The organism is Agromyces sp. Root1464, assembly GCF_001427265.1.
Classification (GTDB): Bacteria; Actinomycetota; Actinomycetes; order Actinomycetales; family Microbacteriaceae; genus Agromyces; species Agromyces fucosus.
The window spans coordinates 136,747-152,894 of the sequence record NZ_LMFU01000002.1; the positions used below are offsets into that span (position 1 = coordinate 136,747).

The window sequence follows — 16,148 nt, forward strand, 5'->3', positions numbered from 1 at the left end:
TGAGAGGATGCCGCGTCGCGTCCGCCAGCTCGCCCTGCCGGTGTGGCGCGACCCCGAGGCGGTCTTCCGCGCATTCTTCGCCGAGTCCGCGCATGTCGTCTGGCTCGACGGGGGAGCGGATGCCGCGTCGGGCTCGAGCGTGCTCGCCGTCGCGCACGAGGGCTCCGAGTTCGTGACCACCGACGTGATCCGCGGCACCGTCTCTCGCAGCCGCCCGCGGTCGGCCGAGTCGGGTGGTGCCGAACCCGCCACGTCGGCGGCGTCGATCTTCGAGGTGCTCGGCGGTGCCCTCGCCGCGCATCGCCCGGCCGCCGAGACGGACTCCGCCGGAGCGGATGCCGCCGCGCCCCTCGGCTGGTTCGGGTGGTTCGGGTACGAACTCGGCGCCCACCTCGAGGGCGTGCCGATCGCTGAGGCGGAGACGCCGGACGCCGCGTTCCTCTTCGTCGACCGGGCGATCGTGTTCGATCACGGCGCACGATCGGTGCGGCTCGTCTGGATCGACGGCGATGGCGATGGCGGCGACGACGAGCGCGAGGCACGGAAGACGCCTGAAGCATGGGCGGCCGAGCTCGCGAGCGCGATCGAGCGGCTCGACGCGACATCCGTGCCGGTGACCTCGTCGGCATCGCACCCGACGAGCGCGCGGACCGTCAGCGTGCCGAGCCGATGGCGGCACGATGCCGCGCGGTACGCGCAGCTCATCGCCGAATGCCAGGCGGCGATCGTGCGCGGCGACGCCTATCAGCTGTGTCTCACCAACCGCGTCGACGTCGACGTGCATCCCGACCCGGCGACCGCCTATCTCGCCCTGCGGACGTCGAGCCCGAGCCACCACGGCGGCTACCTGCGGTTCGGCGACACGGCGCTCCTCAGCGCCTCGCCCGAGCAGTTCCTGCACGTCGACGCCGACGGGCTCGTCTCCACGAAGCCCATGAAGGGCACGCGGCCCCGAAGCGACGACCCCGACGCCGATGCCGCCCTTCGCCGCGAACTCCTCGAGAGCGAGAAGGAACGCGCCGAGAACCTCATGATCGTCGACCTCATGCGCAACGACCTCGGCCGCATCGCCGAGCTCGGCACGGTCGAGGTGCCCAGCCTGCTCGACGTCGAGGAGTACGCCCACGTGCACCAGTTGGTCTCGACGGTGATCGCGAGGCTGCGGCATCCGCTCACCGCACTCGACGCCGTGCAGTCCGCGTTCCCCGCCGGCTCCATGACGGGAGCGCCGAAGCGGAGCGCCATGACGATCCTGCACGAGCTCGAACAGGGGCCGAGAGGCGTCTACTCCGGTGCGTTCGGCTACCTCGGCATCGACGGCGGCGCCGACCTCGCGATGGTGATCCGCTCGATCGTGCTCACTCCGAGCGGCGCGTCGATCGGCACCGGCGGCGGCATCACCGCGCTCTCCGTCGCGGCCGAGGAGGTCGAGGAGACGCGCGTCAAGGCGCGCGCGCTGCTCGCCGTGCTGGGCGCGGACGTGCCCGTCTCGGAGTGAGTAGGCTGGATGTCCGAGTGCGCCGCGTTCCGGCGCGCCCGGAAGCCCTCCCCGAGCGATACACGATTGAGAGTCACGTGGCACACGACCAGGACCCAGCGCACGCCGACGCCGGCGCGTACGACTTCGCCGCGATCCAGGCGAAGTGGCTTCCCGTCTGGGATGAGTCCGAGCCGTTCCGTGCCGGGCTCCCCGGCGACACGAGGCCCCGCAAGTACATCCTCGACATGTTCCCGTACCCGTCGGGCGACCTGCACATGGGCCATGCCGAGGCATTCGGCTACGGCGACACCGTGGCCCGGTACTGGCGCCACCAGGGCTTCGACGTGCTGCACCCGGTCGGCTGGGACTCCTTCGGCCTGCCCGCCGAGAACGCCGCCATCAAGCGCGGCATCGACCCCCGCGGGTGGACCTACGAGAACATCGAGCAGCAGAAGAAGTCGTTCCGCCAGTACGCGCCGTCGTTCGACTGGTCGCGCGAGCTCCACACGAGCGACCCCGAGTACTACAAGTGGAACCAGTGGCTGTTCCTGAAGCTCTACGAGCAGGGCATCGCCTACCGCAAGGCCGGTCAGGTCAACTGGTGCCCCAATGACCAGACGGTGCTCGCCAACGAGCAGGTCATCGACGGCCACTGCGAGCGCTGCGGTGCGGTCGTCACGAAGAAGGCCCTCACGCAGTGGTACTTCCGCGTCACCGACTACGCCGACCGCCTGCTCGACGACCTGAACCAGCTCGAGGGCGCCTGGCCGTCGAAGGTGCTGTCGATGCAGCGCAACTGGATCGGCCGCTCCTCCGGCGCCGACGTCGAATTCGAGATCGAGGGGCGCGATGAGCGCATCCCGGTCTTCACGACGCGCCCCGACACGCTCTTCGGTGCCACCTTCATGGTCGTCGCCCCCGACTCCGACCTCGCGGCCGAGCTCGCGAGCGGGGCCTCCGCAGAAGTGCGCATGCGCTTCCAGGACTACGTCGACTCGGTGCGGGCCGAGAGCGACATCGACCGGCTCGCGACCGACCGCCCGAAGACGGGCGTGTTCCTCGAGCGCTACGCGATCAACCCGGTCAACGGCGAGCGCCTGCCCATCTGGGCCGCCGACTACGTGCTCGCCGACTACGGTCACGGTGCGATCATGGCCGTGCCGGCGCACGACCAGCGCGACCTCGACTTCGCCCGCGCCTTCGACCTGCCCGTGCGCGTCGTCGTCGACACGAACGCGCCCGTCACCGGCGTGATCCCCGTCATCCCGCTCGATGAGAACGGCGACCCGTACCTGCCCGACGAGCTCGTCACGCTCGAAGACCCGGCGTCGACCGGCGTCGCGCTCGCGGGCGAGGGCCGGCTCATCAACTCGGGCCCCCTCGACGGGCTCTCGAAGTCCAACGCGATCCGCCGCGTGATCGAGATCCTCGCTGAGCGCGGCCTCGGCCGCTCGTCGAAGAACTACCGCCTGCGCGACTGGCTCATCTCGCGCCAGCGGTACTGGGGCACGCCGATCCCGATCATCCACTGCCCCGACTGCGGCGAGGTGCCGGTTCCCGAGAGCGAGCTTCCGGTGCGACTGCCGGATGCCGCGGGGCTCGACCTGAAGCCGAAGGGCGCGAGCCCGCTCGGTGCGGCCGAAGACTGGGTCAACGTCGCGTGCCCGAATTGCGGGGGAGCCGCCCGGCGCGACTCCGACACCATGGACACGTTCGTGGACTCGTCGTGGTACTACCTGCGCTACCTGAATCCCACCGACGACACGCGCGCCTTCGACCCGGCGGAGGCCGAGAAGTGGGCCCCTGTCGACCAGTACGTCGGCGGAGTCGAGCACGCGATCCTGCACCTGCTCTACTCGCGATTCATCACGAAGGTGCTCTTCGACCTCGGCTACCTGAGCTACACCGAGCCGTTCACGTCGCTGCTGAACCAGGGCATGGTCATCATGGACGGCACCAAGATGTCGAAGTCCAAGGGCAACCTGGTCGAGTTCGCGAGCGAGCTGCAGGCGCACGGCGCCGATGCGCTCCGCGTCACCCTGGCGTTCGCCGGCCCGCCCGAAGACGACATCGACTGGGCGGATGTCTCCCCGGTCGGCGCCTCGAAGTTCCTGGCCCGCGCCTGGCGCATCTCGGGCGAGGTCACCTCGAGCCCCGAGGTCGAGTGGAAGACGGGCGACCCGTCGCTTCGGCGCATCACGCACCGCCTGCTCGCCGACGCGCCGGGTCTCGTCGAGGCCTTCAAGTTCAACGTCGTCGTCGCGCGGCTCATGGAGCTCGTGAACGCGACGCGCAAGGCGATCGACTCAGGTGCAGGCGCCGGTGACGCTGCGGTCCGTGAGGCGGCGGAGGTCACGGCGATGATCCTCGATCTCTTCGCCCCGTTCACGGCCGAAGACATGTGGCAGCGACTCGGATACGAGCCGACCGTGGCTCTCGTGCCGTGGCGCAAGGCCGACCCGGCGCTCCTCGTCGAGGAGTCGGTCACCGCGATCGTGCAGGTCGACGGCAAGGTGCGCGACCGGCTCGAGGTGTCGCCGAAGATCTCGGGCGACGAGCTCGAGGCGATGGCGCGCGCCTCGGCAGCGGTCGTGCGCTCGATCGGCGAGCGCGAGATCGTCAACGTGATCGTGCGCGCTCCTCGAATCGTGAACATCGCGACGAAGGGCTGACGTCCCGGCGCGCCCGCGCGAAGCGGGCGGCCGGCGAATGCGTACCCTCCCGAGACGAGTGCGTTGCCGCTCGAACCGCTGCGGGAGTCCGCCTCCCTCAGCGCAATTGCGCGAACGCTTCGGCGCTGCTCGTCGGGCCGACGACGAGGACGGTGTCCCCGTCGTGCAGGAGGGTGTTGTTGTCGGCGTTCCGCCAGGGCTCGTCGTCGTGCTGGTAGGCGGCGATGGTGATGCCGTGGCTGGCACGGATGCCGGTGTCACCGAGGCGCTTTCCGTGCAGCAGCGATGGCGCTGCCGTCTTCACGAGCGCGTATCCCGGCGCCACCTCGATGTAGTCGAGCGCGGCGCCGCGGACCAGGTGCGCGACGCGGCGACCCATGTCCTTCTCGGGGTAGATCACGTGATGCACGCCGAGCTGCTCGAGGATGAGCCCGTGACGATCGTCGACGGCCTTGGCCCAGATCACGGGGATCTGCATGCTGAGCAGGACCGAGCAGGTGAGGATCGAGGCTGACACGTCACCGCCGATGGCGACGACGACACGGTCGAACTCATCGATGGCGAGCTGGCGAAGCGCTTCCTCCTTGGTGGAGTCGGCTCGCACCACTTGGGTGAGCTGGCCGTTGAGGGCCTGGACGAGATCTTCCTCGAGGTCGATACCGAGCACCTCGGTGCCGCCCGCCATCAGCTCGACGGCGAGGGCGCTGCCGAAGCGGCCGAGCCCGATGACCGCGACGGAGTCGGCCTCGGCGATGCGGCGCGACGTGTCTCCGCCGAAGAACGGGAACTTAACCAATGGCTGGCCTTTCCTTGGGGAATTCGTAGAGGACTCGGCGTTCGCGGAGCGCGATGGCGGTGCCGAGGGTGAGCGGGCCGAGCCGGCCCAGGAACATGAGCAGCACGAGCACGACCTTCGCCGCATCGGGAAGGCCGGCTGTGATGCCGGTCGACAAGCCCACGGTGGCGAATGCCGAGACGGCCTCGAAGAGGACCCGGTCGAGGTCGAGGCCGGTCAGCAGCAACAGCACGGCGGTTCCGGCGACGACCGCGGCGACGGCGATCAGCACGACGGTGATGGCCTGGCGGTGAACGGCTCGACTCAGCCGCTTGCCGAAGATGTTCACCGAGCCTTCGCCGCGGAGCTCGGTGAGCATGATGAAGAAGAGCACTGCGAACGTGGTCACCTTGATGCCGCCCGCCGTGCCGGCCGGCCCGCCGCCGATGAACATCAGCACATCCATCCCGAGCCAGCTCGCGTCGTGCATCGCGCCGATGTCGATGGAGTTGAACCCCGCGGTGCGAGTCTGCACCGACTGGAAGAATCCCGCGAGCAGCCGTGCGCCAGGGTCGAGGGTCCCGAGCGTCGCGGGATTGTTCCACTCGATGAGGGTGATGTATGCGGTGCCGCCGATGAGCAGCACCGCGCTGCCCCAGAGCACGAGCTTCGTGTTCATCGACCAGTGCAGCGGCTTCGTGAACTCCTTGCGGAGCTGCATGATGACGGGGAAACCGAGCCCGCCGAGAATGATCGCCGCCGAAATCGGGAGGCAGACGAACGGGTCGGCGACGAACCCCATGAGATTGTCGGTGTAGAGCGCGAAGCCGGCGTTGTTGAACGATGACACCGCGAGGAACGCAGCGTGCCAGGCCGCCTCGCCGACGCCGTACCCGTATCCCAGCATGAACCGCACGCCGAGGAGGAGGAAGACGCCGAATTCGATGAGGACGGTGATCTTCAGGATGCCGCGCACCAGCCCGCGGACGTCGGCGAAGCCGACCGCCTTCGCTTCGGCGGCAGTGTTGAGCCGCGAGCGGACCGAGAGCTTGCGTGCGAGGACGAGGCCGATGAGGGAGGCGAAGATCATGATGCCGAGCCCGCCCAGCTGGATCAGCGCCATGATCACGACCTGGCCGAACGGAGTCCAGTAGGTCGGTGTATCGACGACCGTCAGCCCGGTGACGCACACCGCCGACGTCGCCGTGAACAGTGCATCGACGAAGGAGCCGCCGCCGGGGCCGACCTTCGAAATGGGCAGCATGAGCAGGGCGGTGCCGGCGAGAATCGCGAGCGCGAAGCCCGTGACGACCGTCTGAGCCGGATGCATCCGAAGCCGAACGAGTCGGCGCCGTTGCCGTCCAGCTGCGGCGGGTGCGCGAGTGGTCACCGGAAAACTGTAGCCTCTCCGACACTCAATCGAAGGCACGTCCCGATCCAGATCGCCCCGGCGCCCGAATCCGGCTTGGCGCGCATCTTCGGAGATGAGCCGCCGGGCCGGTGAAGAGGTCTCACCGGCCCGGCCATCGATGTCCTACGCGGGTAGGGTCGCGGTTCCATCGATGGCGCACGCACTCGCGCTCGCGTCATTTCAGGGGCGAAGAGCGGTTGCCCCCCTCTGATCTCTTCGTCCGACTCAACGCGTCCGGTCGAGAGGAGGCAGAGTACCCGAAACAGAGCCGCCGCCGTACGCGCTGGTAAGGCCGAGGCTAGCAGCCGGAACACGGATGGTGCCATGTGTTACGGGCGGCGATCTCCAGTCGATGATCGCTGAAGGGTCGCAGATGGTGCGGCCAGGCTCAGCGGAGCGCGAGACGAGTCTGGGTGTGAGCGGCACCACCCTGCTTCTTCAGGCTTCGCAGGAGGCGGTCGAGCGCCGCAGTGTCGCGAACCCCGATGTGCAGGAGGTAGTCGTAGGCACCGGTGACGTGGACTGCATCGCGGATCTCCGGCACCAGCCGGGCCCATGCCAGGAACGCCTCGGAGTCTTCTGCGGGATCGAGGCGGACGTCGATGAATGCTTCGAGACCCGCGGTGCTCTCCGGCGTATCGGCAGCGAGAACGACCCGATACCCGACGATCACCCCCGACTTCTCCAGGCGACGCACCCGAGCGGCGATCGCGTTCGTGCTGAGACCGACCTGACGGCCGATCGCACTGAACGAAGCGCGCCCGTCGACTCGGAGAACATCGAGAATCTTCTCGTCTACGGCATCCATGCAGATGATTCTCTCAGGCGACAGGATGTTTGCGCAGTGTGCAGGTCAACCAGGGCGGATCATCGTCGTATGCACACGGACCTCATCATCGGCCTCTTCGCCGGCGCGGTCGCCGGCCTGGCGCTGGCAGCGCCGCTCGGCGCGATCGGCGTGCTCCTCGTCCAGGAGGGAATCCTGCGGGGCCTGCCGGGCGGGCTTCCGGGTGCCGCTGCTGTCGCGACGGTGGACACGCTCTACTGCGCCGGTGCGGTGGCGGCGGGCGCCGTGTTGAGCCCCATGATCACCACGTGGGCGCCCTGGCCCCAGATCGGCGGCGGGGCGGTGCTCATCGCGCTCGGCATCCACGGACTCGTGAAGGGCAGGCCCGCGGCACGCCCGACTGCCGCCACGAGTTCGACACGAGCGCTGGGATCGGCGGCTCGTTCGATCCCCGTGACGGGGTCGACCCCGTCGTGGTCGACCCCGTCGACGTCGACCACCGGATGGGTTCGATATGCGCTCTTCCTCGGGCTGACCGCGATCAACCCGGCGACGCTGCTGTATTTCGTCGCGATCCTCCCCGGCCTGAGGGAGACGGCATCGTCGGGCGCCGCCCAAGTCGGCTTCGTGGTCGGCGTCGCCGTGGCGTCGTTCGCATGGCAAGCGCTCCTCGTCGCGCTCGGAGCAGGCCTGCGGCACAAGACCGGCGCCTCGTTCAGGAACTGGACTGCGGTCATCGGCAACGCCATCGTGGCGGTGCTCGGCGCGGTGCTCATCGCGCAGGTGGTGTAGCGCACGGCAAGAAGGCCTGCGATGAGCGCTCCTGTCGGGTCGAGCGACCCAAGATGCAACCAAGGTCCCATACCCGGACATCTCTGTTGAGGAGAAGGTGTACCTGGGGGTGACAACGATGCAGGCTGGCAAGAAGCTCATGCGCGTCGGCGGCGCGGTGACGATGGTCGGTCTCATCGGCATGGTGGTGGGTGCGGCGATGCTCGCGTTCGCGTCGGCGTTCGGCACGGTGTCCATCGACACCGGCGAGCAACGCGACGTCGCACTGCTCGTCGCCGCAGCCGGAGCAGCGGCCGCGATCGCAGGCGTCAGCCTCGTGTGCATGGGGCTCGTGCTCCGGCCGAAGCGCAGCAGTTCGAAGCGCGCGACCCGACGAGCCAGTCGATACGTGCCGGCCGTGCATCGAGCGACGTATGAGCGCCCGGCCAGGCGGACGGGCTCGGCGCTCACCGGCGAGCAGCAGGTGATCACCGGGTGACCTCGCTCGACGACGACCCCAGCAGACAGGAATGAGGTGGCGCGGTGGCGCAGGGTGAGAAGCTCAGGCAAGTGGGTGGGACCATGACGATCGTGGGCGCGGTTGTCATGGTGACCGGAGCCGCGATGCTCGCGCACTCGTCGGCGTTCGGCGAGGGGTCGGCGAGTTCAGCCGACCAGGTCGGCATCGCCCTCATGATCGTCGCATGCGGGGCATCCGTCTCGATGGCCGGCGTGGCGATCGTCTGCATCGGGCTGATCGTACGGCCGAGCCGCGCCGCTCGGCATGGTCGCCTCTACGTGCCCGCGCATCATCGTGAGTCGTTCCTGCGGCCGGCGCGACGACGCATCCGTCGACCCCGCGCACAGGGGTCGAGGACTTCGGAACAGTCAGTCGTCGCCGTCTCTGCCTGAGACCGGATCACAGCTCGAGCCCGTCGGACCCGAGCGCAAACGCAGATGCGCGTGAACGGGTGGGATATGACCCCCGCCCGGCGCGGGTGTACGACGTCGCGTGGGGATGAGACACTCAGCACACCCGCCGCAGGACCGCCTGATGCGAGCAGAAGGGCTTCAGCATGAACGTGAATGGTGAAGAGGAGATTCCGCGCAGTCGCGAGGACCCTCCGTACCAGGCCATCAGCCCGAACCTCGACAAGCTCTCCCGCTCATCGGTCGAGCGCGGAAGCGTGAGCCGGCGGCGCATCCTTCGAGCGGTGCTGATCCTCGGCGGGGTGCTGCTGGCGCTGGCGATCGCCATCATCTGGTCGATGGTGCTGTCGTAGGCTCCGAGGCGCGGTGTTGACGTGAGCCGCCCGGTGATCACGGTGCACCTACTTGGCCTGCCCGCCCCTGATGTAGGGTGTGCGCCAACGGAGGTGGAGGATCACGATGGATTGGATTGTCGTTGCGGTCGTCGTCATCGTCGTGCTCGCAGTCGTCGCGACCGCGCTCCTCGTTCTTCGCGAGCGCCGGAACCGCTCACTCAGCGAGCATTATTCCGGGACTCATGGAGATGCATCGCATGCCGAATCGATGGCGCGTGCCTACGCGGCGGATGCTGGGCGTAGCACTGGGATCGGCGGCGGGGGTGGAAGCTGAGGTAGCTCGATCGCGACGGAACGTTCGCGGGGTTGCTCGAATAGAGAACCCGCTGCCCTCGGTTCGCGCGAAGGAGCATCCCGGCGTGATGAACACGAGAACGCCCCTCCCGATAGGCTCGCGCCGTGACTGAACTCGAAGCGGACAGAGACACGGACACGAACAGAGACACAGCCATCCAGCACAAGCGATCGACCGGTGGACTGGTTTCGATCATCTCTCTGTCGGTCCTGGCGCTGGTGCCCACGATGTACGTCGCGCTTCTGATTTCGCTGAGCATCCACGGGTACCAGACGTACACCGGCGCCACCATGGAGCCCGGTGACAACGCAGCGATGAACGCGAGTGAGGAATACCTCGGCATCGTGATTGCGTCGGTGGCCTTCGTGATCCTGTGGCTCCTCGTCACGGGCATCGCCGCGGCCATCGCTGCATCGACGGGGTGGCCAGTGGTGCGGACCGTGCTGTTCGTCGGCGGCGCGCTGGTACTTGCGGGCGGTGTCTTGGTCGTCGCCGGGCTGACGATCGGAGCTTCTTGACGAAGGTCTCGCAGTCAAAGAAAGAAGCAGCAAGGAGCCCATTGGTGGACCCCCGGCGTGCCCCTTCGCGGGAGGATGTTCACGCGAACCGACGCGAGGAGATCACCATGCAGATACCCGGACTGCCAGCTCTTCAGTGGACGAATGCCGCGTCAGTCGCTGCCTACCACCCCGGGGCAGGAGACGCAGCGAGTGCAGGCGAGCTCGTGATGCGCGCCGCTCCCGGGGTCGACTGGAGCAACGACTCGCTCGGTGGGCCCGGTCAGCACGGGGCGAGCCTGCTGGGATTCACGCCGGAGGGCGACTTCACGCTGAGCGCACGGACCCGGGTCGTGAGCGAGCGCACGACCTTCGATGCTGCGGTGCTCGGCCTCTGGTGCGACGAGGACCACTGGGCGAAGCTCTGCTTCGAGTACTCGCCCGGCGGCCAGGCCATGGTGGTGAGCGTCGTGACCAACGACTACTCGGACGACTGCAATTCGAGCATCGTCGAGGAGGAGTTCGTGCATCTTCGGGTGTCGCGCATCGGAGAGGCGTATGCGTTCCACGCCTCGACGGATGGTGAGCGGTGGGACTTCGTGCGACTGTTCAGGCTGCACACGGACGTCACGCCGGTCGTCGGATTCATGTCGCAGGCGCCGCTGGGGGAGACGTGCGAAGCCAGATTCGATCAGATCCGACTCACCGACGAGACGCTGCTCGACCTGCGTGAAGGATCCTGACACATCGTACATTCGGCACATATGCATCTGTAACTTCTGTTACATTCTTCTCATGGCTACTGAGACCGATGTTCGTTGGCTGCTCGTGATCCCTCGCGTGCCGGCCGAGCCCTCTCGACACCGCGTCGCGGTATGGCGGGAACTCCGCAGGCTTGGAGCAGTGCCTGCCGCGTCGGGGGCCTGGGCCATCCCGGATCTGCCTGCGTTCACGGAGCCACTGCCGAACCTGCGAACGCTTGCTGAGAAGGGCGGGGGGAGTATCGCAGTGCTGAAGGTGGACTCGCACGGCGACGGAGATCTCGCTCTGGTGCGCGACGCGTTCATCGCCACCCGGACCGATGAGTGGAGCGAGTTCATCGCGGATTGCGGAAAGTTCGAGGCGGAGATCGATCGCGAGATCGCGAAGGAGAAGTTCACGTTCGGCGAGTTGGAAGAGGAGGAGCAGAGCCTCGAACGACTGCGACGGTGGCAGCGCGACCTCCTGCGAAGGAATCCCGTCGAACTCGCCATCACCGCCGCGGCAGCACAGCGGCTCGAAGAGGTGGCTGAACGGCTGTCCGGCTACTCGGAACTCGTCTTCGCCGCGAATCTGCCGACCCCCATCACGGACTAGGAGCAGGCGGCTCGGCCGATCTCTCGAACCCACCGCCCGGCGGCAGGACACGCGCCTCGCAGCTTTCCGTCTCGCGGGTTCGGCGGTAACGAGGGTACGACTCTTCCTCGACAGGTGAGGATGTCGCCAACCGGTGCACGGGCGCGGCCCGCTCCCGTTTCGACCGACTTCCGGCGGTCTAGCGTGCGAGCATGCCCGCTCGTGATGCCGTCGACCCGATGGCGGTGCTCGATGCGTCCGCCCGCCGCGCCGGCCCGCGGGTGCGCGTCGGAGTCGGCGCCGCCGTGGTGCTGTTCGTGCTCGCCGTGGCGGTCGCCGCGCTCATGTCGTTCGGCGCCGGCGGCGGCGGCGATCAAGATCGCATCGAGGCATCCGATGACCGAGCGGATGTCTCGGCCGACGCGACCTCGACCGTGGGGGCGCCGTCGGTGCTCGTGCACGTGCTCGGCGCCGTCGTGCGGCCGGGCCTCGTCGAACTCGGTGCGGGCGCCCGGGTCGTCGACGCGATCGCGGCGGCCGGCGGGCTGGCGCCCGACGCAGATCCCGCGGGCGTGAACCTCGCGCGGCCGCTCGTCGACGGCGAGCAGCTCGCCGTTCCCGTCGTCGGACAGGTGGCGCCGCCCGCCGCCGGCGGCGCGTCGGCGCCGGGTGCGGGACCGTCCGACGGGCTCGTGCACCTGAACAGCGCAGGCGTCGCCGAACTCGACACCCTCCCGCGCATCGGCCCCGCGCTGGCGCAGCGCATCCTCGACTGGCGTGACGCAAACGGCCCCTTCACCTCGGTCGACCAGCTGCTCGACGTCGCCGGCATCGGCGACGCCGTGTTCGCGGGCCTCGAACCACTCGTGGCCCTCTGAGTGCGCGACCTCCGCCTGCTCCTGCCCGCGTCGCTCGCGTGGATCGCCGCGTGGTGCGCCATCGGCATCCCTGGCGGCGCCGCACTTGCCGGGCTCGTCGCGGTGGCGTGCTGGGTTGCGGCGTGGCTCGTCGCCGGACTCGTCATCACCGCGGCCATGCGGAGGCGCCATGGTTCCGCGCCGACACATGACGCCGGCGTCGTCGCGCGGGTCGTCCGCGCTGCAGCGGCCACCCTGCTCGTCGTACTCGCGGCGGGTGCGCTCGTCGTGAGCGCCACGGCGCTCGGGCTCGGTGCGAGGGAGTCGTCTCCACTCGCCGAGGCGGCGAATGAGCATCGCACCGCCGTGGTCACGATCGAACTCACCGGTGCGCCGAGGGCGATGCGCTCGAGCTGGTTCGCCGAGGGCGAGGCGCCTGCTCTCCGAGTCGAGGGAAAGCTCGTCTCCGTCGACGGCGCCGCGGCGCGCGCGGTACCGGTGACGACGGCGCTGTCGCTCCCGACTGGGGAGCTGCAGCTCGGCGCGCGGGTCACGTTCACGGCCCGTGTCACGCCGTTGCCGGCCGACGAGGGCTCGGCGTTCCGATTGGCGGCGGTCGGCGACATCCGCTCGGTTGCACCGCCCCCGCCATGGCTCGCCTGGACCGTCGGACTGCGCACCGGTTTCGCCGACGCCGCCGGCGCACTGGGCGGCGATGGCGGAGCGCTCGTACCCGGGCTCGCGATCGGCGACACGAGTGCGGTCGACGAGACGCTCGACGCCGCGATGAAGGCGTCGTCGCTGAGCCACTTGACCGCCGTCTCCGGCGCGAACTGCGCGATCGTCACGGCGGCCGCGTTCGCCCTCGCCGCCCTGATCGGTCTGCCGCGGCTGGCCCGTGTCGTCGTCGCGCTGTTCGCCCTGACGGGATTCGTGGTGCTCGTCACCCCCGAGGCGAGCGTGGTCCGCGCGGCGACCATGGCGATCGTGGTGCTCGTGGCGATCGCCGCAGGTCGCCCCGGCGGCGGTGTCGCAGCGCTCTCACTCGCCGTGGTCGTGCTGCTCGCGATCGATCCCTGGTATGCCCGCGACTACGGGTTCGCGCTGTCGGTGTTCGCGACGGCAGGTCTGCTGCTGCTCGCGCGACCCCTCAGCGAGGCGCTCGCGCGCTGGATGCCGTTGCCCATCGCCGCAGTCATCGGCGTGCCACTCGCCGCCCAGCTCGCCTGCCAGCCCGTGCTCGTGCTGCTGGACCCGGCACTTGCGCTCTACGGTGTGCCGGCGAACCTGCTCGCAGCACCCGCAGCACCCATCGGCACCGTCGTCGGGCTCATCGGCTGCCTCCTGCTGCCGGTGCTGCCGTCGGTCGGGTTCGCGTGCCTCCAGCTCGCGTGGCTGCCCGCGACCTGGATCGCGCTGCTCGCCCAGGCGGCATCGGCGCTGCCCGCCGCACGCCTCGAATGGCTGCCGGATGCCCCGGGCGCGCTGCTGCTCGCGGCGTGCACCGCGATCGGACTCTGGCTCCTGCTGGGATCACGGCGCCGCCGACGACTTCGCATGCTCGCGGCCGCGACGCTGATCGTCACGATCGCGGTGCCCGTTGGGCTCTTCGCCGGCAGTCCGCTCATCGGTGCGGCGACCCGGCCCAGTGGTTGGGATGTCGCTGCGTGCGACATCGGGCAGGGCGACGCGGTCCTCCTCCGCTCGGGCGACGCGACGGCGCTGATCGACACCGGGCCCGATCCCGCTGCACTCTCGCGGTGTCTGACCTTCCTCGGAATTTCGCGGATCGACCTGCTCGTGCTGACGCACTGGGATGCCGACCATGTCGGGGGAGTCCCGGCGGCGGTGGGACTCGTCGACACCGTGGTGCACGGGCCGCTCGACGGCGACCGCTCGACGCGCGCGCTCGATCCGCTCGTCGCGGCGGGCGCCGAGCCGGTCGAGGTCGTGGCAGGGTTCGGCGGTACTCTCGGCGACGCCCGGTGGCGCGTGGTGTGGCCGAAGCGCGACGCGCAACCGGGCAACGATGCGAGCGTCGTCCTCGACGTCTCGACTCCCGACTACCGCGGCCTCTTCCTCGGCGATCTCGGTGAGGAGGCCCAGGCGCGCATGCTGCGGTCCGCCGCGCTCGGACGCGTCGATCTCGTGAAGGTCGCCCATCATGGCTCCGCCGATCAGAGTGAGCGTCTCTACGACGAACTCGGCGCGACGGTGGGGGTGATCGGGGTCGGTGCCGACAACGGATACGGCCACCCGACCGACCGGCTGCTCGACCTGCTGCGTGCCGACGGCACTGCGATCGTGCGCACCGATCGGTCGGGCACGGCGCTGCTGACGGCCGATGGCGGCGGCTTCAGCCTGTGGAGCGAGCGCGACACTGCCGGTGTCGTCGGCGGCCCGTAGACTCGAAGCGACGAACGGGAGGTGCGGTGGCATCGCGCACAGGAGCATCGCGCTCAGGGGCATCGCCCAAGGCGAAGGCGGCGATCCCGCAGCTCGCGTGGCACGCGATCCGGCCTGCTCCCGTCGTGCTCGTGACGGGCGCCGAAGACGTGCTCGCCGAGCGATCGATCACGATGCTCCGTGATTTCCTCCGCTCCGAAGACCCGGCGCTCGAGGTGAGCGACCTCGAAGCAGACGGCTATCGGCGCGGCGAGCTCATGACGCTCGCGAGCCCGTCGCTGTTCGGCGAGCCGCGCCTCATCCGGGTCAGCGGCGTCGAGCGCGCCAGCGACGACTTCCTCCTCGACGCGCTCGACTACCTCGAGCAGACGGCCGAGTCCACGACCCTCGTGCTGCGCCACCGCAACGGCGTGCGCGGCAAGAAGCTCCTCGACGCGATCCGCGCCGGTGGTGGCGGCGGCATCGAGATCGTCTGCGCCGAACTCAAGAAAGACGCCGAGAAGCAGGACTTCGCGGCCGCGGAGTTCCGTGCAGCTGGTCGCAAGATCAGCCCCGGTGCGCTGCGTGCTCTCGTCGGCGCGTTCAGCGACGACCTCCGCGAACTCTCCGCCGCATGCCGACAGCTCCTGGCGGATGCGCCGTCCGACATCACCGAGACCGTCGTCGCGCGCTACTACGGCGGCCGCGTCGAGACCAATGCGTTCGCCGTCGCCGACGCCGCCATCGCGGGCCGCCACGGTGAGGCGCTCATCGCGCTCCGACACGCGCTCGACAGCGGTGCCGACCCGGTGCCCATGGTCGCGGCGTTCGCCATGAAGGTGCGCACGATGGCGAAGGTGTCGGGCACCCGCGGCGGGGGAGCGCAGCTCGCCGGCTCGCTGGGTCTCGCGCCGTGGCAGGTCGATCGTGCGCGACGCGATCTCGCCGGCTGGACTGACGAGGGGCTCGGGCGAGCGATCGAAGCACTCGCGGCCACCGATGCCGCCGTCAAGGGGGCTGAACGCGACCCCGTGTTCGCGCTCGAGCGGCTCGTGGGCGTCATCGCCTCTCGCGGCCGCGCCTAGCCTCGTGCGCCGTATCGCCTGTGCGTGGGCGCCCGTGCGCCCACGCCCGCACGCGCGAGCCCCGATCACCCCACCGTGACGAGCCGTTGCGCACGCCGCGAGGGAACGAAGCGGGGCACGGCATCGAATCACCGCCCCCGCGCATGACGAAGGCCCCGACACATCCGTGCCGGGGCCTTCATCGAGTGCGTGTTCGCGTCAGAGCGCGGCAACCTGCTTCGCGAGAGCCGACTTGCGGTTCGCGGCCTGGTTCTTGTGGATGACGCCCTTGCTCGAAGCCTTGTCGAGCTTGCGGGTCGCGGCACGGAGGGCGGTCGTCGCCTTGTCCTTGTCGCCCGTGGAGATCGCGTCCTTCGCAATGCGGATGACGGTCTTCAGCTCGCTCTTGACGGCCTTGTTGCGCTCCTGCGCCTTGAGGTTCGTGCGGTTGCGCTTGATCTGCGACTTGATGTTTGCCACGTGAGTTCGTCTTT

At 69.2% G+C, this 16,148-nt stretch carries 16 protein-coding genes; 12 read left to right on the plus strand and 4 right to left on the minus strand.

Annotated elements, in window-relative coordinates; all coding sequences use genetic code 11:
• Window positions 1-7 precede the first annotated feature (7 nt).
• Entirely contained in the window at window positions 8-1,498 is a 1,491-nt protein-coding gene (pabB, locus tag ASD23_RS06470) for an aminodeoxychorismate synthase component I (protein WP_056008336.1), read from the plus strand.
• A gap of 77 nt (window positions 1,499-1,575) precedes the next feature.
• Window positions 1,576-4,152 carry a leucine--tRNA ligase gene (gene leuS, locus ASD23_RS06475; RefSeq protein WP_056008341.1) on the plus strand — a complete coding sequence of 859 codons (2,577 nt, stop codon included), beginning with the start codon at window positions 1,576-1,578 and terminating at the stop codon, window positions 4,150-4,152.
• A 97-nt stretch (window positions 4,153-4,249) separates the two neighbouring features.
• On the opposite strand, the gene ASD23_RS06480 is transcribed toward leuS, so the two are convergent.
• The 3 genes from ASD23_RS06480 to ASD23_RS06490 all read right to left on the minus strand — a co-directional run bounded on the left by ASD23_RS06480 (window position 4,250) and on the right by ASD23_RS06490 (window position 7,146).
• Complete coding sequence (locus ASD23_RS06480) at window positions 4,250-4,948, minus strand: potassium channel family protein (RefSeq protein ID WP_235507667.1); 699 nt, start codon at window positions 4,946-4,948, stop codon at window positions 4,250-4,252.
• A complete protein-coding gene (locus tag ASD23_RS19215) occupies window positions 4,941-6,257 on the minus strand; it encodes a TrkH family potassium uptake protein (protein ID WP_056008344.1) in 1,317 nt (438 codons plus the stop codon). The genes ASD23_RS06480 and ASD23_RS19215 overlap by 8 nt, the downstream gene beginning before the upstream one ends.
• A 469-nt stretch (window positions 6,258-6,726) precedes the next feature.
• Window positions 6,727-7,146 (minus strand): Lrp/AsnC family transcriptional regulator, encoded by a 420-nt coding sequence (locus ASD23_RS06490; RefSeq protein ID WP_056008347.1) that lies wholly within the window; start codon window positions 7,144-7,146, stop codon window positions 6,727-6,729.
• Between the two features lie 69 nt (window positions 7,147-7,215).
• On the opposite strand from ASD23_RS06490, the gene ASD23_RS06495 reads away from it, so the two are divergent.
• The 10 genes from ASD23_RS06495 to holA all read left to right on the plus strand — a co-directional run bounded on the left by ASD23_RS06495 (window position 7,216) and on the right by holA (window position 15,675).
• Window positions 7,216-7,917 carry a LysE family transporter gene (locus tag ASD23_RS06495; RefSeq protein ID WP_056008350.1) on the plus strand — a complete coding sequence of 234 codons (702 nt, stop codon included), beginning with the start codon at window positions 7,216-7,218 and terminating at the stop codon, window positions 7,915-7,917.
• Between the two features lie 109 nt (window positions 7,918-8,026).
• Window positions 8,027-8,395: a hypothetical protein gene (locus ASD23_RS06500; RefSeq protein ID WP_157377034.1), complete on the plus strand. Its 369-nt coding sequence runs from the start codon at window positions 8,027-8,029 to the stop codon at window positions 8,393-8,395.
• Between the two features lie 92 nt (window positions 8,396-8,487).
• Window positions 8,488-8,808 carry a hypothetical protein gene (locus ASD23_RS06505; RefSeq protein WP_235507668.1) on the plus strand — a complete coding sequence of 107 codons (321 nt, stop codon included), beginning with the start codon at window positions 8,488-8,490 and terminating at the stop codon, window positions 8,806-8,808.
• A gap of 164 nt (window positions 8,809-8,972) precedes the next feature.
• A complete protein-coding gene (locus ASD23_RS06510; RefSeq protein ID WP_056008360.1) occupies window positions 8,973-9,179 on the plus strand; it encodes a hypothetical protein in 207 nt (68 codons plus the stop codon).
• A gap of 441 nt (window positions 9,180-9,620) precedes the next feature.
• Window positions 9,621-10,034 carry a hypothetical protein gene (locus tag ASD23_RS06515; protein ID WP_056008363.1) on the plus strand — a complete coding sequence of 138 codons (414 nt, stop codon included), beginning with the start codon at window positions 9,621-9,623 and terminating at the stop codon, window positions 10,032-10,034.
• A gap of 107 nt (window positions 10,035-10,141) precedes the next feature.
• Complete coding sequence (locus ASD23_RS06520; RefSeq protein ID WP_056008366.1) at window positions 10,142-10,756, plus strand: DUF1349 domain-containing protein; 615 nt, start codon at window positions 10,142-10,144, stop codon at window positions 10,754-10,756.
• Window positions 10,743-11,369 carry a Chromate resistance protein ChrB gene (locus ASD23_RS06525; RefSeq protein WP_235507670.1) on the plus strand — a complete coding sequence of 209 codons (627 nt, stop codon included), beginning with the start codon at window positions 10,743-10,745 and terminating at the stop codon, window positions 11,367-11,369. The genes ASD23_RS06520 and ASD23_RS06525 overlap by 14 nt, the downstream gene beginning before the upstream one ends.
• Window positions 11,370-11,560: 191 nt before the next feature.
• Window positions 11,561-12,226 carry a ComEA family DNA-binding protein gene (locus tag ASD23_RS06530; protein WP_082571281.1) on the plus strand — a complete coding sequence of 222 codons (666 nt, stop codon included), beginning with the start codon at window positions 11,561-11,563 and terminating at the stop codon, window positions 12,224-12,226.
• Window positions 12,227-14,611: a ComEC/Rec2 family competence protein gene (locus ASD23_RS06535; protein ID WP_056008372.1), complete on the plus strand. Its 2,385-nt coding sequence runs from the start codon at window positions 12,227-12,229 to the stop codon at window positions 14,609-14,611.
• A 26-nt stretch (window positions 14,612-14,637) separates the two neighbouring features.
• The gene (holA, locus tag ASD23_RS06540) at window positions 14,638-15,675 is read left to right on the plus strand and encodes a DNA polymerase III subunit delta (protein WP_056008376.1); all 1,038 of its coding nucleotides are present in this window, start codon (window positions 14,638-14,640) and stop codon (window positions 15,673-15,675) included.
• Between the two features lie 198 nt (window positions 15,676-15,873).
• On the opposite strand, the gene rpsT is transcribed toward holA, so the two are convergent.
• Entirely contained in the window at window positions 15,874-16,134 is a 261-nt protein-coding gene (gene rpsT / locus ASD23_RS06545; RefSeq protein ID WP_056008379.1) for a 30S ribosomal protein S20, read from the minus strand.
• Between the last annotated feature and the right edge of the window lie 14 nt (window positions 16,135-16,148).